20 protein-coding genes are annotated in these 25,897 nt (G+C 42.9%); 18 read left to right on the top strand and 2 right to left on the bottom strand.

All coding sequences use genetic code 11. The annotated features are described in order from the left end of the window. The first annotated feature begins 12 nt into the window (after positions 1 to 12). The 7 genes from ACLI08_RS00660 to queG all read left to right on the top strand — a co-directional run bounded on the left by ACLI08_RS00660 (position 13) and on the right by queG (position 7,323). A complete protein-coding gene (locus tag ACLI08_RS00660; protein WP_411426523.1) occupies positions 13 to 1,209 on the top strand; it encodes a cytochrome c oxidase subunit II in 1,197 nt (398 codons plus the stop codon). 31 nt (positions 1,210 to 1,240) lie between these two features. Continuing rightward, entirely contained in the window at positions 1,241 to 3,037 is a 1,797-nt protein-coding gene (locus tag ACLI08_RS00655; RefSeq protein WP_411426522.1) for a cbb3-type cytochrome c oxidase subunit I, read from the top strand. Positions 3,038 to 3,149: 112 nt separating this feature from the next. After that, positions 3,150 to 4,556 carry an APC family permease gene (locus ACLI08_RS00650; protein WP_411426521.1) on the top strand — a complete coding sequence of 469 codons (1,407 nt, stop codon included), beginning with the start codon at positions 3,150 to 3,152 and terminating at the stop codon, positions 4,554 to 4,556. Between the two features lie 58 nt (positions 4,557 to 4,614). Then, the gene (locus tag ACLI08_RS00645; RefSeq protein ID WP_411426520.1) at positions 4,615 to 4,908 is read left to right on the top strand and encodes a GNAT family N-acetyltransferase; all 294 of its coding nucleotides are present in this window, start codon (positions 4,615 to 4,617) and stop codon (positions 4,906 to 4,908) included. Positions 4,909 to 4,936: 28 nt separating this feature from the next. Continuing rightward, positions 4,937 to 5,962, top strand: a complete 1,026-nt coding sequence (ruvB, locus tag ACLI08_RS00640; RefSeq protein WP_411426519.1) for a Holliday junction branch migration DNA helicase RuvB — start codon at positions 4,937 to 4,939, stop codon at positions 5,960 to 5,962. A gap of 49 nt (positions 5,963 to 6,011) precedes the next feature. Beyond that, entirely contained in the window at positions 6,012 to 6,368 is a 357-nt protein-coding gene (locus tag ACLI08_RS00635; protein WP_411426518.1) for a four helix bundle protein, read from the top strand. Positions 6,369 to 6,399: 31 nt separating this feature from the next. Then, positions 6,400 to 7,323, top strand: coding sequence for a tRNA epoxyqueuosine(34) reductase QueG (gene queG, locus ACLI08_RS00630; RefSeq protein ID WP_411427367.1), 924 nt, complete (start codon positions 6,400 to 6,402; stop codon positions 7,321 to 7,323). Positions 7,324 to 7,342: 19 nt separating this feature from the next. Here the strand turns inward: queG and ACLI08_RS00625 are convergent, their stop codons facing one another. Then, on the bottom strand, positions 7,343 to 7,957 hold the full coding sequence (locus ACLI08_RS00625; protein WP_411426517.1) for a WG repeat-containing protein: 615 nt from the start codon (positions 7,955 to 7,957) through the stop codon (positions 7,343 to 7,345). Positions 7,958 to 8,076: 119 nt separating this feature from the next. Further along, positions 8,077 to 9,849: a DUF885 domain-containing protein gene (locus ACLI08_RS00620; RefSeq protein ID WP_411426516.1), complete on the bottom strand. Its 1,773-nt coding sequence runs from the start codon at positions 9,847 to 9,849 to the stop codon at positions 8,077 to 8,079. A 130-nt stretch (positions 9,850 to 9,979) separates the two neighbouring features. Between ACLI08_RS00620 and ACLI08_RS00615 the strand changes: the two genes are divergently transcribed. The 11 genes from ACLI08_RS00615 to ACLI08_RS00565 all read left to right on the top strand — a co-directional run bounded on the left by ACLI08_RS00615 (position 9,980) and on the right by ACLI08_RS00565 (position 25,897). Beyond that, complete coding sequence (locus ACLI08_RS00615; protein WP_411426515.1) at positions 9,980 to 12,277, top strand: NADP-dependent malic enzyme; 2,298 nt, start codon at positions 9,980 to 9,982, stop codon at positions 12,275 to 12,277. A gap of 63 nt (positions 12,278 to 12,340) precedes the next feature. Further along, a complete protein-coding gene (gene ruvA / locus ACLI08_RS00610; protein WP_411426514.1) occupies positions 12,341 to 12,922 on the top strand; it encodes a Holliday junction branch migration protein RuvA in 582 nt (193 codons plus the stop codon). A 72-nt stretch (positions 12,923 to 12,994) separates the two neighbouring features. Next, complete coding sequence (gene sprA / locus ACLI08_RS00605; protein WP_411427366.1) at positions 12,995 to 20,368, top strand: cell surface protein SprA; 7,374 nt, start codon at positions 12,995 to 12,997, stop codon at positions 20,366 to 20,368. A 65-nt stretch (positions 20,369 to 20,433) separates the two neighbouring features. Beyond that, entirely contained in the window at positions 20,434 to 20,814 is a 381-nt protein-coding gene (gene gcvH, locus ACLI08_RS00600; RefSeq protein ID WP_411426513.1) for a glycine cleavage system protein GcvH, read from the top strand. A 61-nt stretch (positions 20,815 to 20,875) separates the two neighbouring features. Then, positions 20,876 to 21,175, top strand: a complete 300-nt coding sequence (locus tag ACLI08_RS00595) for a VanZ family protein (RefSeq protein WP_411426512.1) — start codon at positions 20,876 to 20,878, stop codon at positions 21,173 to 21,175. A gap of 59 nt (positions 21,176 to 21,234) precedes the next feature. Next, on the top strand, positions 21,235 to 21,981 hold the full coding sequence (deoC, locus tag ACLI08_RS00590; protein ID WP_411426511.1) for a deoxyribose-phosphate aldolase: 747 nt from the start codon (positions 21,235 to 21,237) through the stop codon (positions 21,979 to 21,981). Positions 21,982 to 22,240: 259 nt separating this feature from the next. Then, complete coding sequence (cyoE, locus tag ACLI08_RS00585) at positions 22,241 to 23,143, top strand: heme o synthase (RefSeq protein WP_411427365.1); 903 nt, start codon at positions 22,241 to 22,243, stop codon at positions 23,141 to 23,143. A 19-nt stretch (positions 23,144 to 23,162) separates the two neighbouring features. Then, on the top strand, positions 23,163 to 23,750 hold the full coding sequence (locus ACLI08_RS00580) for a heme-copper oxidase subunit III (protein WP_411426510.1): 588 nt from the start codon (positions 23,163 to 23,165) through the stop codon (positions 23,748 to 23,750). 46 nt (positions 23,751 to 23,796) lie between these two features. Continuing rightward, positions 23,797 to 24,780, top strand: coding sequence for a cytochrome c oxidase subunit 3 (locus ACLI08_RS00575; RefSeq protein ID WP_411426509.1), 984 nt, complete (start codon positions 23,797 to 23,799; stop codon positions 24,778 to 24,780). A 24-nt stretch (positions 24,781 to 24,804) separates the two neighbouring features. After that, entirely contained in the window at positions 24,805 to 25,155 is a 351-nt protein-coding gene (locus ACLI08_RS00570) for a cytochrome C oxidase subunit IV family protein (protein ID WP_411426508.1), read from the top strand. A 76-nt stretch (positions 25,156 to 25,231) separates the two neighbouring features. Beyond that, the gene (locus ACLI08_RS00565; protein WP_411426507.1) at positions 25,232 to 25,897 is read left to right on the top strand and encodes a hypothetical protein; all 666 of its coding nucleotides are present in this window, start codon (positions 25,232 to 25,234) and stop codon (positions 25,895 to 25,897) included.

Below are 25,897 nucleotides of genomic sequence, written 5' to 3'. Positions count from 1 at the left end.
AGAAATAAACAGATGACAAGTTTATTGATTCTAATTGTAGTAGTTTTATTAGGTGTTGCTATATGGCAACTTACTAAGATATTCCATCTTACTCAGGTGGGCACCGGCAGGGCTGGTGAGGATACAGGAGTTGCTACTGATGCCGATAACAAGGTTCAGGGTTATCTTATGTTTGCCTTTGTAGGATTTATATATCTGTTTACTATATATTCAATGTGGAAATGGGGCGGTGTTGTACTTGGTACACCTGCTTCGGTACACGGGCCTCAGTACGATAGCCTGATGAACGTCTCTATGGTGCTTATCTTTGTAGTACAGATTATTACACAATTCCTGCTTCACTACTTCTCGTTTAAGTACCGTGGTGAAAAAGGAAAAGTGGCACTATATTTTTCTGATAATAATAAACTTGAGTTCCTTTGGACAATTATCCCGGTAATTGTACTATTCGTTCTTATCCTTTACGGTTTGTTTGCCTGGGTAAACATTATGTTTATAGATGAGGAAGCGAAAGAGGATGCTATCTATGTAGAGGTATACGCTAAGCAGTTTAACTGGGAGGTACGTTATGCCGGTAAAGATGGTAAGCTTGGTAAAGCAAACGTACGTTACATTAAAGGTGTAAACAGTATGGGTGTAGATATGGCTGATCCGTTTTCTCAGGATGATGTAGCTGCAAGCGAACTTCACCTGCCAAAAGGTAAGCAAATCATATTTAAGTTCCGTTCTCAGGATGTACTTCACTCTGCTTATATGCCGCACTTCAGGGCGCAGATGAACGTGGTTCCTGGTATGGTAACCCAGTTTGGTTTTGTTCCTTCAATTACAACTGAAGAGATGCGTCAGGATCCTAAGATTATGGCGAAAGTAGACCATATCAACGAAATCCGTACTAAAAAGAGTCAGGAGCTTGTAGCACAAGGAAAAACTGCTCTTGAGCCGTACGCGTTTGATTACCTGCTTCTTTGTAATAAAATTTGTGGTGCTTCTCACTACAATATGCAAATGAAAATTGTTGTTGAAGATGAAGCTGATTTCAAAAAATGGCTATCTGAGAAAGAAACTCTTGGGCAGGCTGTGAAGAAAGAGGCAGAAGGAGAAGCCGCTCCTGCTGGTGCAGCTGCTCCTGCAAAAGCAGATTCTGCTGTTGTTGTTACAGACAGTGCTGCTCCTAAAGCAGATACTGTAAAAAAAGCAACAGGGAAATAATTTTAGTTTAAACATATCAAATTAAAGAAATATGTCAGCAGAAGGACACGAGATTCACGCTCACGATGATCACGGTCATCACCACAAGGAGACCTTCATTACGAAGTATATCTTCAGTCTCGATCACAAAATGATTGCCAAGCAGTACCTTATTACCGGTACGCTTATGGGTATCATTGGTATTATAATGTCGCTTTTATTCCGTATGCAAATCGCATGGCCGGAGGAGTCTTTTGGTATATTTAAAGTGCTTCTTGGCGATAAGTTTGCCCCTAACGGAGTAATGCGTAATGATATTTACCTTGCTCTTGTTACCATCCACGGTACAATCATGGTATTCTTTGTACTTACAGCCGGTTTAAGTGGTACGTTTAGTAACCTTCTTATTCCGTTGCAAATTGGTGCACGCGATATGGCATCAGGATTTATGAACATGGTTTCTTACTGGTTGTTCTTCATTTCTGCGGTTGTAATGGTTGCATCATTATTCCTTGAAGCTGGTCCTGCGTCTGCAGGTTGGACAATCTATCCGCCACTATCGGCACTTCCTCAGGCTATTCCTGGTTCTGGTGCAGGTATGACGCTTTGGTTGGTTTCAATGGCTATCTTCATTGCATCGTCTCTTATGGGGTCACTTAACTATATTGTTACAGTAATCAACCTAAGGACAAAAGGTATGTCTATGACAAGGCTGCCACTTACTGTTTGGGCGCTTTTCATCACTGCTGTTATTGGTGTGGTATCGTTCCCGGTACTATTATCTGCAGCACTACTACTTATATTTGACAGGAGCTTTGGTACTTCATTCTTCCTTTCGGACATTTACATTGCGGGTGATGTACTTCACTATCAGGGTGGATCTCCGGTACTGTATGAGCACCTTTTCTGGTTCCTTGGTCACCCGGAAGTTTACATTGTAATCCTTCCTGCAATGGGTCTTGTATCTGAAATTATGACGTCAAATGCACGTAAGCCTATCTTTGGTTACCGCGCCATGATTACTTCAATACTTGCAATTGCTTTCCTTTCAACAATCGTTTGGGGTCACCACATGTTCGTATCAGGTATGAACCCGTTCCTTGGATCGGTGTTTACCTTTACAACGCTACTTATTGCAATCCCATCGGCGGTTAAGGCATTTAACTGGATTACCACACTATGGAAAGGTAACCTTCAGCTAAACCCTGCAATGTTGTTCTCTATAGGTTTTGTATCTACATTCATTACAGGTGGTCTTACAGGTATTATACTTGGTGACAGTACACTGGATATTAACGTTCACGATACGTACTTTGTAGTTGCCCACTTCCACTTAGTAATGGGTATATCTGCACTTTACGGAATGTTTGCAGGTATTTACCACTGGTTCCCTAAATTGTTCGGTCGTATGATGAACAAGACTCTTGGTTACATCCACTTCTGGGTAACTGCGGTTTGTGCTTACGGAGTTTTCTTCCCAATGCACTTCCTTGGTATGGCAGGTCTTCCTCGTCGTTACTATACAAACTCTGCATTCCCATTATTTGATGACCTTGCCGATGCTAACGTGGTAATCACAATGTTTGCCCTTATAGGTGCTGCGTTCCAGTTGGTGTTCCTTTGGAACTTCTTCTACAGTATGTTTAAAGGTAAGCGTGCGCCGCAAAACCCATGGAGGGCTAATACCCTTGAGTGGACTACTCCTGTAGAGCACATCCACGGTAACTGGCCGGGCGAAATACCTGAGGTATACCGTTGGGCTTATGACTACAGCAAGCCAGGTCATGATGAAGACTTTGTTCCTCAGAACGTGCCTATGAAGCCGGGCGAAGAGCAGCTTCACCACTAAGATTATATTTCTTATATCGTTATACAATTACGGCTCCCTTTTTGGGAGCCGTACTTTTTTATTGTAATTCCGTTTAAAATTTTATCTTTAGCTCCTTAACCAAACATTCAATATGCAGGAAGATAAAAATATGAAGCGCGAGCTGGGCTTACTAGACGGCACCATGCTTGTTGTAGGGTCCATGATAGGCTCCGGTATCTTTATTGTTAGCGCCGGTATGGTGCAAAACATAGGCAGTGCCGGGTGGCTGATTCTTATATGGGTACTTTCGGGTCTTATGACAATGATTGCTGCAGTGAGCTACGGTGAGCTGAGTGCCATGTTCCCAAAGGCGGGTGGTCAGTATGTGTACTTAAAGGAAGCCTATAATAAGCTCATTGCCTTTTTATACGGCTGGAGTTTCTTTGCGGTTATACAAACCGGTACCATTGCAGCGGTAGGGGTAGCGTTTGGTAAATTTACAGCCTACCTCATTCCGCAATTGGGCGACCAGAATATTCTTTACGAAGTAGGCAGTTTTAAGCTTAATGCTGCCCAGTTGGTTTCTATTGTTACCATTATAATCCTTACCTATATAAACAGCCGTGGTGTAAAAAACGGTAAATACATACAAACAGTCTTTACCATTACTAAAATCGCTTCGCTGCTTGGTTTGGTGGTGTTCGGTTTTATCCTTGCAGCAAAAGCAGACATCTGGAATGCAAACTGGGCGGATGCCTGGACTGCCAAATCATTCAGTAAAGACTCAGGTCAATGGATAAATATTGGTGGTACGGTGCTTTTATCTGCCATTGCGGCGAGTATGGTGGGTTCACTGTTTAGTAGCGATGCCTGGAACGGTGTTACGTTTATCTCCGGCGAAATTAAAAACCCGCAGCGTAATGTGGGGCTGAGTTTATTCCTTGGAACGCTGATTGTAACCATTATTTATATTTTGGCCAACATTATGTACATTGCTGTAATGCCAATGCAAAACATTGCCTTCGCACCGTCTGAACGCGTAGCAGTAGAGGCGTCGCAGTTTATCTTTGGCACCAACGGGAGTTATATCATAGCCATTATGATTATGATTTCTACGTTTGGCTGTAACAACGGGCTTATATTGGCGGGCGCACGTGTATACTATACCATGGCGAACGATGGCTTGTTTTTTAAAAAAGCAGCCAGTCTTAACAAGGCAAGTGTACCCGGTTGGGGGCTATGGTTACAGTGCATTTGGGCATCAGTACTGTGTTTAACCGGTAAATATGGCGACTTGCTGGATTATGTAATGATCATTGTGGTGATTTTCTATATCCTTACTATTTATGGTATTTTTATCCTTCGTAAGAAAATGCCAAATACCGAAAGGCCCTACAAAGCCTTTGGATATCCGTTTTTGCCCATAGTCTATTTTGTACTTGCAGCGTTTTTCTGTATTGCATTGCTTATAGATAAGCCGGAAACATGTGGCTGGGGTGTGGCTATTATGCTTGCCGGGGTGCCGGTGTACTACCTTACGCAAAGGAAGAATGCTTAACGTTATGTTAGGTTTTTAATACGTTTATATTTCAGAACTTTATAAAAAGTACTACTACATGATATTATCTGATTTTAAAAAAAACGATGCGGAGTGCCAGTTTGAAATTAGTGCCGACGGCCAACTTGCGTTTTTAGAGTTTCACATAAAAGAAGATAAACTGTACCTTACCCATACGGAAGTGCCGACTGATTTGCGAGGTCAGGGTGTGGCTGCCGAACTTGTAAAACAGGTGTTAGGCTATGCACGCAGCAACGGACTTTTTGTGGTGCCACTTTGTGGGTATGTAGCCTACTATATAAATAATCATCCGGAATGGCATGATGTTCTTTCCGAGGGCTACCAAATGTAGCTAACGCTATTTGCGTTATATTTGCGCTATGAACGCGAATCTCGATCCTACCAATAAAAATTTTAATCCCGAGGAACTCGACCTTGAAAAGAAACTGCGCCCGTTATCGTTTGACGATTTTACAGGGCAGGAGCAGGTGCTTGAAAACCTGAAGGTGTTTGTAGAGGCGGCTAACCTGCGTAGTGAAGCGCTGGATCATACGCTTTTTCACGGGCCACCGGGGCTTGGTAAGACCACATTGGCAAATATCCTTGCGAGCGAGCTTGGTGTAGGCATTAAAATTACCTCCGGGCCGGTATTAGACAAACCGGGCGACCTTGCCGGATTGTTAACCAACCTTGAAGAGCGAGACATCCTTTTTATAGACGAAATCCACCGTCTTAGTCCTGTAGTGGAAGAATACCTGTATTCTGCCATGGAGGACTTTAAGATTGATATAATGATAGAGAGCGGCCCCAATGCCCGTTCGGTACAAATAGGGCTAAACCCGTTTACACTGGTAGGTGCTACCACGCGTTCGGGTTTGCTTACGGCGCCCATGCGCGCGCGTTTTGGTATACAAAGCCGCTTACAATACTACACTACCGAACTTCTTACCACTATTGTAGAGCGTAGTTCGGCGATCCTTAAAATGCCTATTACCATGGAGGCAGCCATTGAAATTGCCGGTCGAAGCCGTGGTACGCCGCGTATAGCCAATGCGTTGCTGCGCCGCGTGCGTGATTTTGCCCAGATTAAGGGTAACGGGCGCATAGATATAGAAATATCGCGGTATGCACTCCGCGCCCTTAATGTAGATGCGCATGGGCTTGACGAAATGGATAACAAAATCCTGACGACCATTATCGATAAATTTAAAGGCGGGCCGGTAGGGCTTTCTACCTTGGCTACCGCCGTATCTGAAAATGGCGAAACTATAGAGGAAGTATACGAACCGTTCCTGATACAGGAAGGTTTTATCATCCGTACCCCACGCGGACGTGAAGTAACTGAGAAAGCGTATAAGCATCTTAACAGGGTAAAACCGGGAGTGCAAGGCGGGTTGTTTGATTAAGGATTTAAGATTTAAGATTTAAGATTGAACTTCGATTACGTTTATAGTTATGACTACAGATGAGCTTAAATTCCGTTCAAAACGCTTTTCTTTAATGATAATTGATTTGATAGAAAAGTTGCCAAATACAATTGCTTGTAGGGCCGTTGCAAATCAAATTGTACGAAGTGGTACATCAGTTGGAGCTAATTATCGGGCGGCCTGCAGAGCAAGAAGCGACCGGGAGTTTATTGCTAAACTTACCATAGTTGCGGAAGAAGCCGATGAAACGTTGTTTTGGCTTGAAATAGTCATGGATAAACAATGTCTAAATAAGGCTGAAGTGGAACCCATTTGGATTGAAGGCAATGAATTGACGGCAATATTTGTGAGTTCACTAAAAACTGTTAAAGCCAGAAATGGTTAGAAGGTGAGTGTAGTTCAATCTTAAATCTTAAATCATAAATCTTAAATCAAAACATACTGCCTTTATAAAATCCGAAGCTTTACGCATTGGCTTCATGTCGTGCGGTATTTCCAAAGCTGGGTTTTTGGAAGAAGAAGCCCCACGTCTGGAAAAATGGCTCAACGAAAACCGTCACGGCCAGATGCAGTATATGGAAAACCATTTTGATAAGCGGCTCGACCCAACGCTGCTTGTGGATGGTGCTAAAAGCGTGATTTCCCTGCTGCTGAACTACTATCCTGAAGAAAAGCAGATTTCCGAAACCTATAAGATTTCTAAATACGCTTACGGGCAGGATTACCATTCGGTTATAAAAGATAAACTGAAAGAACTGTTACAATCCATCAACGATAACATAGGCGAAGTAGGGGGTAGGGCGTTTGTAGACAGTGCCCCGGTGCTCGATAAGGCATGGGCTGCCAAAAGCGGCTTAGGCTGGATAGGCAAAAACAGCAACCTGCTGAGCAAAAAAACGGGTTCGTTTTTCTTTATTGCTGAACTGATTGTAGACATAGATTTGGAATACGACCACGCCACTACCGATCATTGTGGCTCTTGCACCGCCTGCCTGGATGCCTGCCCTACCCAGGCCATCATCGCGCCTTATGTAGTAGATGGCAGCAAGTGCATCAGCTATTTTACCATAGAGCTTAAGGAAAACATTCCGCATGAAATGAAGGGCAGCTTTGATGACTGGGCTTTTGGGTGCGATGTGTGCCAGGACGTATGCCCATGGAACCGTTTTAGTAAGCCGCACCGAGAGCCGCTATTTAGCCCACACCCGGATTTACTGACCCTCACTAAAAAAGACTGGGAAGAAATAACCGAAGATACCTTCCGTAAGGTATTTAAAAATTCAGCAGTAAAACGCACCAAGTATTCCGGGCTTATGCGGAATATCGAGTTTTTGAAGTAGGTTGTAGTTTTGTTTGGGATTAATAAGGAGTCTTCCAGCCTATTTTCTTTTTAATGGCTTCAAATGTAAAATCTCCAAGTTCTATTATTTCTCCCTTTGTATTAATATAACCATTTTGATTGCAGTTAATGCTATAGTGGTGGCAACCACCTTCCTCATTCTCATGATTGCCCCAGGGTATTTTTTTACATTCTTTACCAATCATGGCCTTTCCCTGGTAGAATGAACTCGCAATTTCAAACTGGGGACGGATGACAATATTACCTTTTTCATCTGCAAAACCAATTTTTGCATCTTTATCAATTATCCTGATTCTGTTCTCAATCAGTCCGTCAGGTGTTGGTTCTCCTGGACTCCAGTTGTATACCTCAAATAATATTTTCTCATTAAAGTCAATGGCTTGCCAACCTTTTTTATTTTTAAGAGCAAATACTGCAAAGTATACATATTGCTTAGGACTCATAAGCATAAGATATTTGGTTGTGTCCAGTTGTTTGGTTATTTTACCTTTTTCATTAACAATATAAAAGGTAGATTTCCAGTCCTTGCCTACCACTTCCTTGATTTTAAATTTTGTTTGGGCAGAAACCGATATGCAGACGATGATTAAAAGTGCTGAGAGTAAGTTTTTCATAGGTTGAAGGTTTGTTCAAAGTTATGTAAAACGGTCGGGTGTTTTTAATTATTATCAACGAAAAAAGATTTGTGCAATTAGTGGCAAAAAAAAGCCCCGCTTTTCAGCGAGGCTCCCTATTACTTTTTACTTGCAATCCATTTATTGATTTTATCTTCCAAAACTTTTAATGGTAGGCATCCTGCATCCAGTACCTGGTCATGGTATTCCTTAATGCTGAATTTGGTGCCAAGTTCCTTTTCTGCTTTTGTGCGCAGCTCACGTATTTTAAGTTGGCCTATTTTATACGACAGCGCCTGACCCGGTATGGCCATATAACGTTCCACTTCGGCTATGATGCTTTCCTGTGGTTCGGCTTCGTTATCCAGGGAGTATTGTATGGCTTGCTCGCGGGTCCAGCCTTTGGTGTGCATACCGGTATCTACCACCAGGCGTATAGCACGGTGCATTTCGGCACTTAGCATCCCGAAGTACTGGTAAGGGTCGGTATACAGGCCAAGCTCTTTACCTAGTGATTCTGTATATAGTGCCCAGCCTTCGCCATAGGCATTAAACCAAATTGTTTTTCTGAACTCAGGCAGGTCTTTGTTTTCCTGTTGTAGCGAAATCTGGTAATGGTGCCCCGGTATGGCCTCGTGCAGAAACAGGTCTTCATCGGCAAAAGTGTTGTATTTCTTTACATCCGGGATTGGTACATAAAAAATCCCCGGACGCGTACCGTCTACACTGCCCTGGTTGTACTCTGCACTGGCAGTCGCCTCACGAAACGCCTCGGTACGGCGCACCTCAAACGGCGTTTTTGGCTTTTTACCAAACAGCTTTTCCAGGTTCGGTTTCATGCGGTTGTGTATGGCGTTAAAGTTGTCTATAACCTGTTGCGGATTAGTAAACGGCATCAGTTCCTTTTTGTTTCGCACATAGTCAAAGAACGATTTCAGGTCGCCCGTATAACCCACCTGCTGTTTCACTTTTTCCATTTCCGCCTTAATGCGTGCCACTTCTTTAAGCCCAAGGTTGTGTATTTCATCGGCGCCCATTTCGGTAGTGGTGTAGTTCTTTATCAGGAAGTTGTAGTATTCCTTGCCTTGCGGAATGGCACTAATACCACTTTGCGGAAGGCTTGCTTTAAGGTAGTCGGTGCTTAAGTAGTTATAAATATTTTTAAATGCCGGAATAAGCTTATCTTTAAGTATAGTAGTGTACTTCGCGGCAAGTTCTTTTTTGTCGGCTTCGCTAAAGTCTTTCGGGAAATTTTTTATGGGCATATAAAACAAGTGCGAAGGCACATCTTCATTTGCCATTTCCTTAAACTGCGGAATCATTTTTTCGGTCAGTGTTTTTGGGAGCACATAGCCTTTAGCCACACCTTCCTTCATACGGGCAAGTGCCGTAACGAGATATTCGTTGTAGCCGTCAAGGCGTTTCAGCCAGTTGTTGTAATCGGCTACGGTTTTAAAAGGCTGCGCACCGCTACCCGATGCCAGCTGCCCCATGGCCAGGTGCGTACCACTAAACTGGTTAAAAGGCAGTAACTCCTCATGAAATTTAAGCCTGTCCAGTTCGTTGTTGCACGTCCACATCAGGATTTCTTTGCTCAGGCGGTCGTTTTCACTCAGCTCGTCGTCTTTAAATTTGGATAGTGCTTCTTTGTATTTGGTAAAAAAGTCTTTTACCTGATCATGAAAAGCATCGCTCAGCGTATTAGGAAACAGGTCGTTATAACGGGCATCGCCAGCCTGGGTAGCTTCCAGCGGATATAGCTTAAGGCGTTGCTGGTAGTAATCGTTTAGTACGGTGGCCAGTGCCTTGTTTGGCGTGGTTACAGCTTCTTTTTTTTGGCAAGACTGCATAATGCCGGCGGCAATAAGCAGTATAGCGGCTATTTTTTTCATAGTTGCGTAATATGATTTTGCAGGCTAAAGATACATTTTTTTAATTTCAGGTTCGGGCAAAAGAATATCGTTAAATATTTCGCAGTTTGCTGCATAGGTTTACCTTTGTAAATCCAAATTACGAAAACGAATGAATCAGTACAGTAAACGAAGGGAAGCGCTGCTTTACCACGCAAAACCCCAACCTGGTAAAATTCAGATTGTACCAACAAAACCGTATGCCACCCAGCGCGATCTTTCGCTCGCTTATTCTCCCGGCGTGGCAGAACCTTGTCTGGAAATTTCAAAGGATGTAAACAATGTGTATAAATACACCGCAAAAGGTAACCTTGTAGCGGTAATATCTAACGGTACTGCGGTACTTGGCCTGGGCGACATAGGCCCGGAAGCCAGTAAGCCGGTAATGGAAGGTAAAGGCCTTTTATTTAAAATTTTTGCCGATATAGATGTTTTTGATATTGAAGTAGACGCAAAAGATATAGACAGGTTTGTAGAAACCGTTAAAAACATAGCGCCAACCTTTGGCGGTATTAACCTTGAAGATATTAAGGCTCCGGAGTCGTTTGAAATAGAACGCCGCCTGGTAGAAGAACTTAATATCCCCGTAATGCACGACGACCAGCATGGTACAGCCATAATATCGTCGGCAGCGTTACTAAATGCTGCAGAGCTTGCCGGTAAAAATATATCTGAAATTAAAATTGTGGTTTCAGGTGCGGGTTCTGCCGCGCTGGCTTGTGCTAACCTGTACTTGTTACTGGGTGTAAAGGCTGAGAACATTACCATGTTTGATGTTAACGGTATGCTGGTACAAAGCCGTACCGACCTGCTGCCGATACAAATGAAGTATGCGCAGCCGGGTGAGCCTAAAACCCTTGCCGAAGCCATAGTAGGTGCAGATATGTTTCTGGGGCTTTCGGTAGGTAAACTGCTTACGCCCGAAATGCTGCTTACCATGGCTAAAGACCCTATTGTTTTTGCCATGGCAAACCCTACGCCCGAAATTGATTACGATACGGCAATAGCCACACGTTCAGACATTATTATGGCTACCGGCCGTAGCGATAATCCTAACCAGGTAAACAACGTGCTTGGTTTCCCGTACATTTTCCGCGGAGCGCTGGATGTAAGGGCTACTAAGATTAACGAGGAAATGAAAATGGCTGCGGTACACGCTTTGGCTCAGCTTGCTAAAGAGTCAGTGCCGGAGCAGGTAAATATAGCCTATGGCGAAACCAAACTGATTTTTGGCCGCGACTATATAATCCCTAAACCGTTTGACCCGAGGCTTATTGCTGTGGTACCGCCGGCTGTGGCTAAGGCAGCCATGGATAGTGGCGTGGCACAAAAGCCAATTGAAAACTGGGAGAAATACAAAGAAGAACTGCTGGACAGGCTGGGTAACGACAACAAAATGGCAAGGTTGCTTATTAACCGTGCCAAAAGTGCGCCTAAGCGCATAGTATTTGCCGAGGCAGACCAGCTGGATGTGCTTAAGGCAGCCCAGATTGTAAAGGAAGAGGGTATAGGCGAACCAATACTTTTAGGTAACCGCGAAACCATACAGGAGCTTAAGGAGGAAATCGGTTTTGATTTTGAGTGTAAAATTGTAGATCCGCGTGCGGAGTCTATGGCAGCTGAGGATGGTTTTAAAGCGTATGCCAAAGCCTTTTGGGAAGCCCGCAGGCGCAGGGGCGTAAGCGAGCTTGATGCCAGCAAAATGATGACCCAGCGTAACTACTATGCTGCCATGATGGTAAGCCAGGGCGATGCAGATGCCATGATTACTGGATACAGCCGCAACTATCCGGCATCGGTTAAGCCGGTGTTGCAGGTAATAGACAGGGCGCCGGGTATTAGCCGCATTGCTACTACTAACCTTATGCTTACCAAGCGCGGCCCTATATTTTTATCTGATACGGCAATAAACCCGGATCCTACTGCCGAAGACCTTGCTAAAATAGCACTGCTTACGGCAAGTACTGCCCGTTTGTTTGGTTTAGAGCCCGTAATAGCTATGGTGTCGTACTCTAACTTTGGTTCTTCTCAGGAAGCGGGTGCCGTAAAAGTACGTGAGGCGGTAAATTATTTGCATAAAAACTACCCGGATCTTATTGTAGACGGTGAGGTGCAGGCCGACTTTGCCCTAAACCAAGCCATGCATCAGGATAAATTCCCGTTCTCTAAACTGGCAGGTAAGAAAATCAATGTAATGATATTCCCTAACCTGGAATCGGCAAACATTACCTACAAGCTCTTAAAAGAACTGGATCAGGTAATATCTATAGGCCCTATAATGATGGGTATGGATAAGCCGGTGCACATAGTACAGTTTGGCGCCAGTGTAAACGAAATGGTAAACATGGCCGCTGTAGCTGTTGTAGATGCACAGGAAAAAGAAAAGCGAAGCAAAAACCCCAGGAAATAATCTTGGGGGTTTTATGTAAATAAATTTTTTATTTTTGGACATTCATAAGGCAATTAACAATTTATGATAGCACATCTTGAAGGAAGGCTGGTAGAAAAAACACCAACCGATGTAGTGATAGACTGCCATGGTGTAGGTTATCTTGTACATATATCACTGCATACATTTTCACTGCTTCCTGATTCAGAAAAAATAAAGCTGTATACGTATCTTCAGATTAAGGAAGATGCGCATACGCTTTTTGGTTTTGCCGAAAAGGCCGAGCGCGAGCTGTTTAAGTTGTTAATATCGGTTTCCGGTGTAGGTGCCGGTACGGCGCGTACCATGTTATCCTCTTTAGAGCCAAGGCAAATCATAGGCCACATAGGTACGGGTAATGTAGCCGCCATACAGTCTATAAAAGGGATAGGGGCAAAAACCGCGCAGCGCGTTATACTGGACCTGAAGGATAAAGTGTTAAAACTGTACGATTTGGAGGAAGTTTCGGCGCCGGGCTACAATACAAACCGAGATGAGGCGTTATCTGCCTTGGAAGTATTAGGCTTTAATAAAAAGCTGGCTGAAAAAGCGGTGGAGAAAATACTTACGCAAGATCCTTCCGCTACGGTTGAAGCAATAATAAAATTAGCATTAAAAAATTTATAGTCTTTGAAAACAGAGTACTCTAACCACTTTTATAAACATCTGAAGTATACCTTTTCATTACTGTTCCTGGTTATGGGCGTAATGGTACAGGCGCAGGTAACCGAAGAAGAAGAATCGGAAGCTTCACGCGATACCATAAAAGGTTATAATACAGGTAAGGTAGAGCTTAAAAACCCTACCAGTATTGTAGAGGCGTATGAGTACGACCCAAGGACCAATACGTATATTTATACCAATAAATTTGACGGGTTTAACATAAGTTACCCCGTTATGCTTACACCCGAGGAGTACGAGCAGCTGGTGCTGCGCGAGTCTATGCGCCAATATTACCAGGAAAAAAACAAATCCATAAGTGATAAGGCCACAGAGAAGCAGCAAAAAGATGCCCTGCCACGGTATTACGTAAAATCAGGTTTGTTTGAAAGTATTTTTGGCGGTAATACCATAGATGTAAAGCCACAGGGGTCTGTAGAGGTAGACCTTGGTATGCGTTACACCAGGCAGGATAACCCTGCCTTATCTCCGCGTAACCGAAAGAGCCTTACATTTGATTTTGACCAGCGTATAAGCATGAGCCTTCAGGGTAAAGTGGGTACAAGGCTAAACGTAATGGCCAACTATGATACCCAAAGTACATTCGCGTTCCAAAATATGATTAAGCTTGATTATACGCCTACCGAGGATGATATAATCAGGAAAATAGAAGTGGGTAACGTAAGCTTCCCATTGTCTAACTCCCTTATACGGGGAGCACAGAGCCTCTTTGGTGTAAAGGGGCAATTTCAGTTTGGTAAAACTACCTTTACGGGTATTTATTCTGAGCAAAAATCACAAAGCAAAACCGTTACTGCCCAGGGTGGCAGCGTAGTACAGGATTTCTCGCTGTACGCGCTTGAGTATGATGAAAACAGGCATTTCTTCCTGTCGCAGTTTTTCCGCGAGCGTTATGACCACTGGTTAAGAAGCTATCCGCTTATAGACAACCGCGTGCAGATAACACGTATTGAAGTGTGGGTTACAAACAAGCAAAACCGTATTAATACTACCGAGAATAACTCGCGTAATATTGTAGCGTTCCAGGATTTGGGTGAAGGCAGGTTACAGTCTAAGCCTCTTGTAAACACTGCCCCCGTTGAAGATATTACAAACCGTTCTGTAGGGTATATAGGAAAGGGTGTAGACCCTGCTGCGTTTTTTTATAACGTAACCAATAACGAAGCCGGCGATCCTGCATTTTACAACAATTATCCGGATAACGGAAACAACAGGCTAGATCCGTCCAATATAGGTAATACAAGCGTTGATAACCCGAGTTTACTGGCTTCAACGATAAGGCAGATAGTAAACACATCTAGCAGTAGCTTTGTGGGTGCCATTAACGGCAAAACTACAGAGGGGCTCGACTACGTAAAACTGGAAAATGCCCGTAAGCTAACCACATCTGAGTTTACGTATAATGCCAGGTTAGGTTACATTTCATTAAATACCAAGCTTAACAACGACGAGGTACTTGCAGTAGCGTACCAGTATACGGTAGGCGACAAGGTATTTCAGGTGGGTGAGTTTGGTACCGATGGTGTAGATGCTACAACACCTACTGTTACAGATAATAACGGTACATCGCAGGTAACTGCGGTTTCTACTAACAGCCTTGTTCTGAAGTTGCTTAAGAGCAGCCTTGTAAATGTGGGCCAGCCTACCTGGAACCTGATGATGAAAAACGTGTACCAGATTCCGAATGGGTACCAATTGAGCCAGGAAAACTTTACACTTAATATATTATATACAGACCCCTCTCCGCTTAACTATATCACGCCGGCTAACGTGGGTGGGCTTGATTTACCCGATGGCACAGGAACACAGGCCGATGTTAAAGAAACTCCGCTACTTAGGGTGTTTAACATGGACCGCCTTACCTACGCGGGCGACCCTCAGCCTAGTGGTGATGGTTTCTTCGACTTTTATCCAGGATTAACCATAGACCAGCAAAACGGCCGTGTTATTTTCTCTACCGTAGAGCCGTTTGGTAAATTGCTTTTTGATAAGCTTGGTACTAACACAGGTAACAGCGCCTTGTACTCAGATGAATCTTCGTATAACGAAAACCAGCGCAAATACGTTTACCGTAAACTATATGCTTCTACACAGGCAGAGGCCATGCAGCAAACCGGTAAAAATAAGTTCCAGCTAAAAGGTAGATTTAAAAGCTCTGGTGGCGGTGGTATATCTCTTGGTGCCTTTAATGTGCCACAGGGTTCTGTGGTAGTTACTGCCGGTGGGCGTACCCTTGTAGAGGGGGTAGATTATACCGTAAACTACCAGGCAGGTACGGTGGAAATACTAGATCCTTCATTGCTAAACTCAAGTACACCGGTACAGGTTTCGTTAGAAAATAATAACACATTTGGTCAGCAGACCAGGCGTTTCTTTGGTATTAACGTAGAACACAAGTTTAACGATAAGTTTCTTGTAGGGGCTACCATTTTGCGTATGTCTGAAAGGCCATTTACTAATAAAACAAACTACGGTCAGGAGTCGGTAAACAATACCATCTTTGGTATTAATACAAACTTTAGTACAGAGATGCCATTTTTTACCCGTATGGTAAATAAGCTGCCGTTTGTAGATACTGATGTGCCATCTAATCTTTCATTCCGTGGCGAGTTTGCGTACCTTAAACCGGGAGCGAGTAAAGCCGACCAGTTTAATGGCGAAGCCACCACGTATGTAGAAGACTTTGAGGGATCGCAGAGCAATATCGACCTTCGTGGTGCTTCCGGATGGTCGCTTGCCAGTGTGCCTGTAGGGTATGAGGGTACGGGTACCGATACCGATAAATTTGTATCTACCGGTTACAAGCGTGGTAAGCTGGCCTGGTATAGTATAGATCCTATTTTTTATGCGTCGGGCTCAAGGCCTGCGGGTATAAACGCAGGTTCTGTTTCTACTAACCTTACGCGTCGTATTTACTATTCAGAGCTTTATCCTAATACAGATGTTGCCCCGGGGCAAAGCCGGGTTGTAACAACTTTAGACCTTTCTTATTTTCCAAAGGAACGCGGCCCGTATAACTTTAGCCCGGATGCCGATGGGCAGGGTATGTTTAACGATGCCCGTGCTACGCAAAACTGGGGTGGTATTATGAGGTCGCTTACATCTACTAACTTTGAGCAGACTAACGTAGAGTATATTCAGTTCTGGATGCTGGATCCGTATTATGCTAATCCGTCTGATGAGGAAGATCCTAGCAATACCGGTAAGCTGATTCTGCATTTGGGTGAAATCTCGGAAGATATACTTCACGATAACCGTAAGCAATACGAAAATGGGTTGCCGGGCACCGATGGTGCAGCACTTGTGTATTCTTCAGACTGGGGCAAGGTACCTTCATCGCAGTCGCTTATCTATGCTTTTGATACTAATGCTGCCAACAGGGAACTTCAGGACGTAGGTTTTGATGGTCTTAACGATGCTGAAGAAGCGGCTAAGTTTCCTGCATTTGCCGGGTTTGAAGACCCTGCTGCAGATAACTACCGTTACTACCTTACCGTAGAAGGCGGTATTATAGACCGTTATAAAGATTACAACGGCGTTCAGGGTAACTCGCCTGTAGATGTGGGTAACACTAACAGGGGTAGCACTACATTACCTGATATTGAAGACATAAACAAGGATAATACCATGAATACCATAGATGCGTATTATACTTATGAAATACCAATAGGGCCAAATGCCATAGTGGGTACAAACTACCTTGTAGATGAGCGTAAGAGCGACTCTGAGCCGATGGAAGAAGGGACTACAAGGCGCAGGTGGTTACTGTACAAAATTCCGGTTAAGAGCATGACCGATAGCGTGGGGTCGCTTAGCAGCCTGCGTTCTATCCGTTTTATGCGTGTAATGCTTACCGGATTTAAGAGTGATGTTACGCTTCGTATGGGTGCTTTTGACCTGGTACGCAGCGAATGGAGGCAGTACGAAAATTCACTGGACAGCGACCTTACTAATGCTGACGATGCTGAAAGGTGGCACACCGGTTTTGATGTGGTATCGTTAAACGTACAGGAAAACACCCAGCGTTCGCCTATACCATATATGTCGCCTCCGGGTGTAATACGTGAGCAGCTGTACAGTAACAATGCGGTTATTAACCAGAACGAACAAGCTTTGTCACTTCGTGTATATGCTACTAATGGTAGTAATGATATTAACTCAGGGCTTGAACCCGGGGATACCCGTGCGGTGTTTAAGTATGTAAACGTAGACATGCGCCAGTATAAAAAAATAAGGATGTTCCTGCACGCCGAGGCGCTTCCTGATAATACGGGCAATGAAGAAAGCAATGCCCTTCAGGACGACCAGTTGGCGGCTGTAGTACGTTTCGGTACCGACGCCAGTGACAACTTCTACGAAATACGTAAACCGCTTAAGAAAACCGTTTTTGATGGACGCGCAGATCTTGCCTATAGGGCAGAAGATGTGTGGCCTGAGGACAACGAAGTAATGGTGAGTATTAGTGCCCTTACCAAACTAAAACTTCTTGCGTTGCAAAATGCCATTCCGTATGACCCCGTTGACCGTGTTTACAGGGTAGATGCCCGCGAGCTAGACCCTTCGCTGGCACCCGGTATGATGCTGGGAATAAAAGGTAACCCTAACTTTGGTAACGTACGCGTACTGATGCTGGGTGTACGAAACAACGTGCTTAGCCTTGCTACCGTTCCTTCGCCGGCACCTGCGGTTAGGGGAGAGGTTTGGTTTAACGAACTTCGCCTTAGCGACATGGATAACAAGGGCGGATATGCCGCTACAGCAGCGTTAGATACTAACTTTGCCGACCTTGCCACGCTTTCGGCTACGGGTAACCTTAGCACTATTGGTTTTGGTACGGTAGAGCAGGGGCCTACCGAAAGAAGCCTTAAAGATACCAAGCAGTATAGTCTGGTAACAAATCTTAATATAGGGAAGCTATTGCCTAAAAAGGCACACCTTAATATTCCGTTTAACTATGCTGTAGGCGAAACTTCAGTTACGCCTAAGTATGATCAATATTATCAAGACATTACCATAGACCAGGCACTTGATGTAGCTACTTCCGATGCCGAACGCGAGTCGATATTAAACCGTAATGTAGACTATACCAAAACAAAGAGCATTAACTTTATTGGGGTTAAAAAAGAACGTGCACCAGAACAGAAAGCACATATTTACAGCCCGGAAAACGTTACGCTGTCGTATTCGTATAACCAAACAAACCACAGCGATTACCAGATAGAACAACAGCTGGATCAGCAGGTAAGGGCTACGGCAGATTATAACTACACCTTCCAGGGCAAGCCGGTAGAACCGCTTAAAAATGTTGGCTTTATGAAAAAGAGCCAGTACTGGAAAATGCTGAGCGATTTCAACTTTAACTACCTGCCGTCTAACCTTTCGTTTAGTACAAACATCCTGAGGCAGTACAACAGGATGCAGTACCGTAACATAGATGTAGAAGGTATAGCCATAAGCCCGCTGTACAGGAGAAACTATTTCTTTAATTACCAGTATGGCTTTAACTATAATATTACCAAGTCACTTAAGTTTAACTACGCGGTGGCTACCAGCAATATTGTAAGGAACTATATTGATGAGGAGGGTAACCCAATAGAAAGCTACACGGTATTTACAGATTTCTGGAACATTGGTACACCAAACACCCATACGCAAAATTTTGTGGTGAACTATGATTTGCCGCTCAGCAAGCTGCCGTTCCTTAGTTTTGTAAAAGCAACGTACAGCTATAACGCTACCTACAACTGGACCCGTAGTACCGATGCGCTTGCGTTTTCGGCAGACGGTACAGCATTAGGTAACACGATACAGAACAATAATTCGCACAAAATCAATGCTACACTTAGCATGGATATGTTTTATAAATACCTGGGGCTTGGGCCTAAGAAAAAGACTCCGGCTAAAGGAGCCGCGCCAAAAGCACCGCCGAAACCGGGCGAGAAAATAGCCGCAGACCCGAAGGTGTCTCAGGATGGTAACCCTTTTGTAAACGGATTATTGGGTGTACTTACAAGTGTAAAAAACATACAGGTTAACTACAGCGAAACTAATGGTACGGTGCTTCCGGGTTACCTGCCATCTATAGGTTTCTTTGGTACTACAAGACCTACTTTAGGATTTATCCTTGGTAGCCAGGATGCCGATGTGCGTTATGAGGCGGCCAAGATGGGGTACCTTACCACCTATAATGCGTTTAACCAAAGTTTCACGCAGGTAGATACCAAGCAGCTTAACCTCACGGCATCAGTAGATTTATTCCCTGATTTTAAAATAGACCTTACTGCAGACCGTACGTCATCGCTTAACCATAGCGAGCAGTACGACGCTTATGATGAGGTAAATAATAGGTACGATTATCAGGCACTTTCGCCGTACAGTTACGGTAACTTCCAGATTTCTACGGTGCTTATAAAGACAGCATTCAGCCGATCTGACGAAAACGGCAGTGCTGCCTTTGATAAATTCAGGGAAAACAGGCTTATTATTGCTAACAAGCTGGCTGCAGAACATTATGGAGGTAATATACCACGCTACGGAGATGCGGGTATTCCTGAGAGTGATTTTGCTACAGCTAATAACGGTTACCCGGTAGGTTTCGGTAAAAATAACCAGGCTGTACTGCTTCCGGCATTCCTTGCTGCCTATCAGGGTAAAAATGCTGCGAGTGCAAATACGGGTATGTTCCGCGATGTGCCATTGCCAAACTGGGTTGTAAAGTACACTGGGCTTATGCGTTATAAGTATTTTAAAGACAGGTTTAAGCGTTTTTCTATACAGCATGGTTACAGGGCTTCGTATAACATTAACTCATACCGTTCTAATTACGATTATGATCCCTCACTAGCCGAGCAGAACAGAGACAATAACAACGCAGGTAACTTCTTTAACAAGTATGTTATCAGCAACATTAACCTTTCAGAACAGTTTAACCCGCTTATCCGTTTTGATGTGGAAATGAAAAACTCGTTTAAGTTTGTAGCCGAGGTTAAAAAAGACCGTACACTTAACATGAGTTTTGATAACAACCTGCTTACTGAGGTTAAAGGTAATGACTATACCCTGGGGCTGGGCTATCGTATTAAAGACGTAGTTATAAACTCTAGGTTAGCTAACAACCCTACTAATACCATTAAGAGCGATATTAACCTTAAGATGGACCTTACACTGCGCAGGAGCCTTACTATTGTGCGTTACCTTGATTATGATAACAACCAGCTGGGTGGCGGACAAAACATCTGGACGCTAAAACTTACGGGTGACTACGCTTTCAGTAAGGCATTAACAGCCATTTTCTACTACGATCATTCGTTTAGTAAGGCGGTTATTTCTACGTCGTATCCTGTAACTACCATACGTACAGGCTTTACGCTCAGGTATACATTTGGTAATTAATTTGGGAAAAACATTTTTAATGTTGCCCTATAAAACATACATTTGCTAAAAAAACAACAAACAACATGAATATTCCTTCTGAACTAAAGTATACCAAAGACCACGAGTGGGTAAAAGTAGATGGAGACATTGCTACTGTAGGTATTACTGACTTTGCCCAGAAAGAGCTGGGAGATATTGTTTATGTAGAGGTAGACAGCCTGGACCAAACCCTGGACAAAGATGAGGTGTTTGGTACGGTAGAAGCTGTTAAAACAGTATCAGATCTTTTCCTTCCGTTGTCTGGCGAAATCGTAGAATTTAACGAAGAGTTGGAGGCTAACCCTGAACTTGTAAACTCAGATCCTTACGGTGCAGGATGGATGGTAAAGGTGAAAATTGCCAACCCGTCTGAAATAGAAACTTTATTTGATAGCGAACAATACAAAAACGAAATAGGTGCGTAAATTTTACTTTTGGGCCGCTGTGATATGGACAACTTTTATTACCGTGCTGTGCCTTATAAGTATGAAAAATTTTCAGGGCATTAACACACAGGAAAATGCCGATAAATACGTACACGCTTCTTTTTACATTGCGCTTACTGCATTATGGACATTGTATGGCTATCGCGCTTTTAGCAATAGGGGTAAAGTGAGGTTGGCGGTTTTTATAGCTACCGTTTTATTCGGTGTGCTTATAGAAGTTTGTCAGGGATTATTTACCCAGGACCGCAGCCCGGATATGACAGATGTTTTTGCAAATTCATCAGGCAGTCTTGTTGCAACATTGTTATTTTGGATTGCAGATAAAGTAAAAAAGCATTAAATTTAAATCCCGGATATCCTCCGGGATTTTGTTTTTTATACCATTCAATAAAAATAGTTATGGAAAATATACGTCAGTACCTTGATTCTACTTATTTAAAACTGCCGGAGCAGGCGGGGCTTACACCCGATGAAAATCGTGAGGTTGTAAAACAATTGGTAAACGAAGCGATTGAAGAAAATTTTAAACTGGTAATGGTACGCCCGGATATGGTTAACATGGCGTGCCAAATGATTACCGCGGCAGATTCTAATGTAGATGTAGGTACGGTTATAGATTTTCCGCTAGGCCAAGGTGGGGTAGAGGCGAAGCTTGAAGAAGCCAGGCAGGCCATACAAGACGGGGCTGATGACCTTGATTTTGTGGCTAACTATTCAGCTTACATAAATGGAGAGGTTGCGCTTGTGGAGGAAGAAGTGGTAAAATGTACTGCGTTAGGTCTTGCTCACGGCAGGGTGGTAAAATGGATAATAGAAATCGCGGCCCTTACCGATGAGCAAGTTGCAGGTATATGTCAGCTTATAAAAGGTGCTGTGTCTGCCACTGCTGACCTTGAAGATTACAACAACATTTTTGTAAAATCATCTACAGGTTTTTATAAAACAGAGGATGGTAAGCCTAACGGTGCCACTATAGAAGGTGTTAAAATAATGCTGCAAAACGCAGCGCCGCTTCCGGTAAAAGCCGCCGGCGGGGTAAGGAATTATGAAGAAGCAATGGCTATGATAAAGCTGGGCGTAAAGCGTATAGGGACGTCGTCAGCCAAGGCCATTGTTTCGGGCGCCTCGGCAGAGGGTGGCTATTAACGAAAAAACCTTCTCCTTTTAAAGGGAGAAGGCTTTCTCTTTCATAGCATTTTTGCAAAACTTTTCTTTTTCATAGCAACAGAGCAGGCCGGTTTCCCGGTCTTTTCTGTTAGTAAGATGCAGCGGTTTTAAAAAGGTTGCGTTGTAAATTAAAAAAAATATCAAATTTTTTTACGTGGCATTTTAGCAGTATTTGTTTTTTAAAACAAACATTTCAAACTATCTTTGCATGAGTTTTTAAAAACCCATGAAAGCTACTTTGAACGCGTCTGATACTACATTTTCCGTGCAATCCGTTTTTGCAGATTTTAAAGCACTTACAAAAACAGGTTTGGCACTAAGCGTTGTCTTTTCTTCCCTTGCCGGTTACCTGCTTGGCGTTTCAGATGAGCATCCTTTCAGTTGGATTACTCTAATGCTTTTAGCTATTGGTGGTTACTGCATGGTGGGTGCTTCTAATGTATATAACCAAATTATTGAGCGCGACCTTGATGCGCTTATGGACAGAACAAAAAACAGGCCTTTACCGGCCGGTAGGGTTTCGGTTCGCGGGGCATTTATTTTCGGTTGTATATTAACAATCATTGGGGTAGGCATACTGTATAGTATCAATCCTAAATCTGCCATGTTTGGCGCGGTGAGCATATTTTTATACACCAGTATTTATACGCCGCTAAAAACGGTAACGCCGTTATCGGTTTTTGCGGGGGCGTTTCCGGGTGCTATTCCGTTTATGTTGGGTTGGGTAGCTTGTACTAACGATTTTGATATAGAGGCGGGTACGCTTTTCCTTATACAATTCTTTTGGCAGTTTCCTCATTTTTGGTCTATCGGGTGGTTTCTTTATGAAGACTATAAAAAAGGAGGCTTCTTTATGCTGCCTACCGGCGAAAAAGATAAGAAAACGGCTTTGCAGATTATACTATATACCATTTGGCTTATTATTGTTTCTGTGTTTCCGGTTACAGGGATTACAGGTTCGTTAAGGCTTAGTATTGTTGCTGCTGCATTAGTGCTTTTGCTAGGGGTTTGGATGCTGGTATATGCTGTAAAACTATACAATAAAATGGACGCCCAGTCGGCTAAAAAGCTTATGCTGGTTAGTGTTTCTTATATATCACTGTTACAGGTGATATATATTGCCGATAAATTTTTAAGATAAAATAGTTAACTCATCCGTTATGGAAAAGGTTCTTATGAGCGTGCAGGAGCACAACGACAGGAATGCAAGGAGTAAAAAAATGCTTTTATGGTTTGCCATGATAAGCATGTTTATGATGTTTGCCGGTTTAACCAGCGCTTACGTAGTAAGTTCTTCAAGGCCGGACTGGCTAAAAAACCTGGAAATGCCTCAGGCATTTTTAGTGAGTACGGTAGCTATATTTATAAGCAGTTTTACGTTTCATTTTGCCAAAACGGCAGTAAAAAAAGGTAACCACTCTGGTGCTACAGCCATGCTTTTGGCTACGCTTGCGCTGGGTGTATTATTTGTGGTTTCCCAGTTTTACGGGTTTTCTGAGTTTGTGGCAAACGGCCTTTATTTAACCGGGCCGGCCAGTAATATAACCACCCAGTTTTTATACGTAATCATAGTGTTGCACCTGGTGCACTTGTTTGCGGGGCTTCTGGTTCTTTTAGTTGTAATTTATAATCATTTTAAACATAAATATAACCCTTCCCAAACCCTTGGAATAGAGTTAGGTGCGCTTTTTTGGCATTTTCTCGACTTTTTGTGGGTTTATTTGTTTTTATTTTTCTATTTCTATTAAAATAAAAAAATGTAAATTTGGGAACTTTTTAACCTAATAACGTTTTATGGCAGCGACAGTTACTTCAACAGCCACTACAGGCAAAACTTGGGACGGCGGAAACGAGCCTCTTGGAGCAAGCTATGGTAAGATGATGATGTGGTTTTTCATCATGTCTGATGCGCTTACTTTTTCCGGATTCCTTGCCGCTTATGGTTTCTCAAGGTTTAAATTTATCGGTACATGGCCTATAGCCGACGAGGTGTTTACACACTTTCCGTTTATGCACGGCGTAGATGCCCCTATGTACTATGTAGCGTTAATGACTTTTATCCTTATTTTCTCTTCTGTAACTATGGTACTTGCTGTAGATGCAGGGCACCACATGAAGAAAACCAAAGTGGCAATTTATATGCTTCTTACCATTGTGGGTGGTTTTATCTTCCTTGGTTCTCAGGCTTGGGAATGGAAAAATTTTATTAGCGGTGAATTTGGCGCTGTTGAAACTAAAGGTGGTGCTGTACTACAGTTTGTAGATGCTACTACAAACAAAAGGGTAGCACTTAAAGATTTTGCTGTTGAAATACCTTCTGAAAGGGTTGAGAAAACCAAGAGCAAAGGTATTTGGTTTGAAAGTGGGGCATCTCTTCCATCTTATTCTGTTGAGGAAGTAGCTGCCGGTCTTAAGGCTAATCCTAATATTGTTATAAGGACAGAATATATTGACGCTAAGTCTAAGAAGAAAGAAGTGCTTTCTCATGAAGCGTCTGTTGCTAAAATTGAGGATTTTGCAATGGTTGTAGAAGGCGCTAACCTTCAGCATAACGAATACGGCCACAAGCTGTTTGCTGATTTCTTCTTCTTTATTACAGGTTTCCACGGTTTCCACGTGTTCTCTGGTGTAATAATCAACATCCTTATTTTCTTTAACGTACTACTGGGTACTTATGAAAAAAGAAAGAGCTACGAAATGGTTGAAAAAGTGGGTCTTTACTGGCACTTTGTAGACCTTGTGTGGGTATTTGTATTTACATTCTTCTACCTTGTTTAATAACATTAAAAAATAAACAGAATCATGGCTCACGCTCACGAATCGAACACAAAAAGAATCTGGACTGTTTTCGGAATTCTTTCTATCATAACAATCGTTGAAGTTGCTTTTGGTATTGTTAAGCCAGCTGCGCTGCACCACAATGAGTTGTTTCATCTTAACCTGTTAAACTGGTTATTTATTATCCTTACTATAGTAAAAGCATACTATATTATGTGGGCGTTTATGCACCTTGAAGGCGAAAAAGCCGGTTTCAGGTGGTCTATTGTTGCCCCACTAATATTTCTTATAATTTATTTAGTGTTCATCTTACTTGTTGAAGGTAATTACGTATATGAAGTATTCCACAACAGTCAATACAAGTGGATATTCTAATACACATTAATTCATAAAAAAGGCGGTTATATCAACCGCCTTTTTTAATTTTGTATACTCTTATGTGTGCCTTATTATGAAAAAAATAATACTTTTTGTACTGCTTGTGGCGCCGCTTATCCTATATGTATATTTTTCAATGGTTAAGCATAATTCGCTCTTTCTTCCTAAGATTACCAAAAATGTAAATGAGCTGCCTGTAGGTTCTACTTTAGATAAGCAGCCCGTTCATCTTACGGGGAAAATTTCCATTATAGGATTTCCGGGAGATGATATAACACCCCGTAAGGAAGCCATATTTAACCTTAACCAGAAAATCAATGCCAAGTACAGGGGGTTCACTGATTTTCAGATGGTAATGCTGCTACCTACAGGCGACGAGCAGAAGGTAACTGCTCTACAGGAAAGTCTTAAGCGTATGGGGGATATTAGCGACTGGAAGTTTGTGTTTGCTAATCCTGCCGATATACGTGCTTTTCATGCCTCACTAAAGGTTAAAGAACCTTTGGATGCACATTGCGGAAGCCCATACGTGTATATAATAGATAAAGAACGCGCGCTTAGAGGCCGTAAAGGCAGTGATAGCAAGGGTGCTGTAGGTTTTAAAGACGGTTACAATATGTTTATTGTAAGTGAGCTTCATAACGACATGACCGACGATGTAAAAATAATGCTGAGGGAATACAGGCTTGCGCTTAAGCAGAATAATGTATACCAGCAGGCAGCAAAAAGAAAAATTTAA

Source organism: Flavobacterium sp. RNTU_13 (genome assembly GCF_046614455.1).
In the GTDB taxonomy this organism is placed as follows: Bacteria; Bacteroidota; Bacteroidia; order Flavobacteriales; family Flavobacteriaceae; genus Flavobacterium.
Note: the sequence above shows the minus strand (reverse complement) of the source record. Positions and strands in the feature narration are given on the sequence as shown.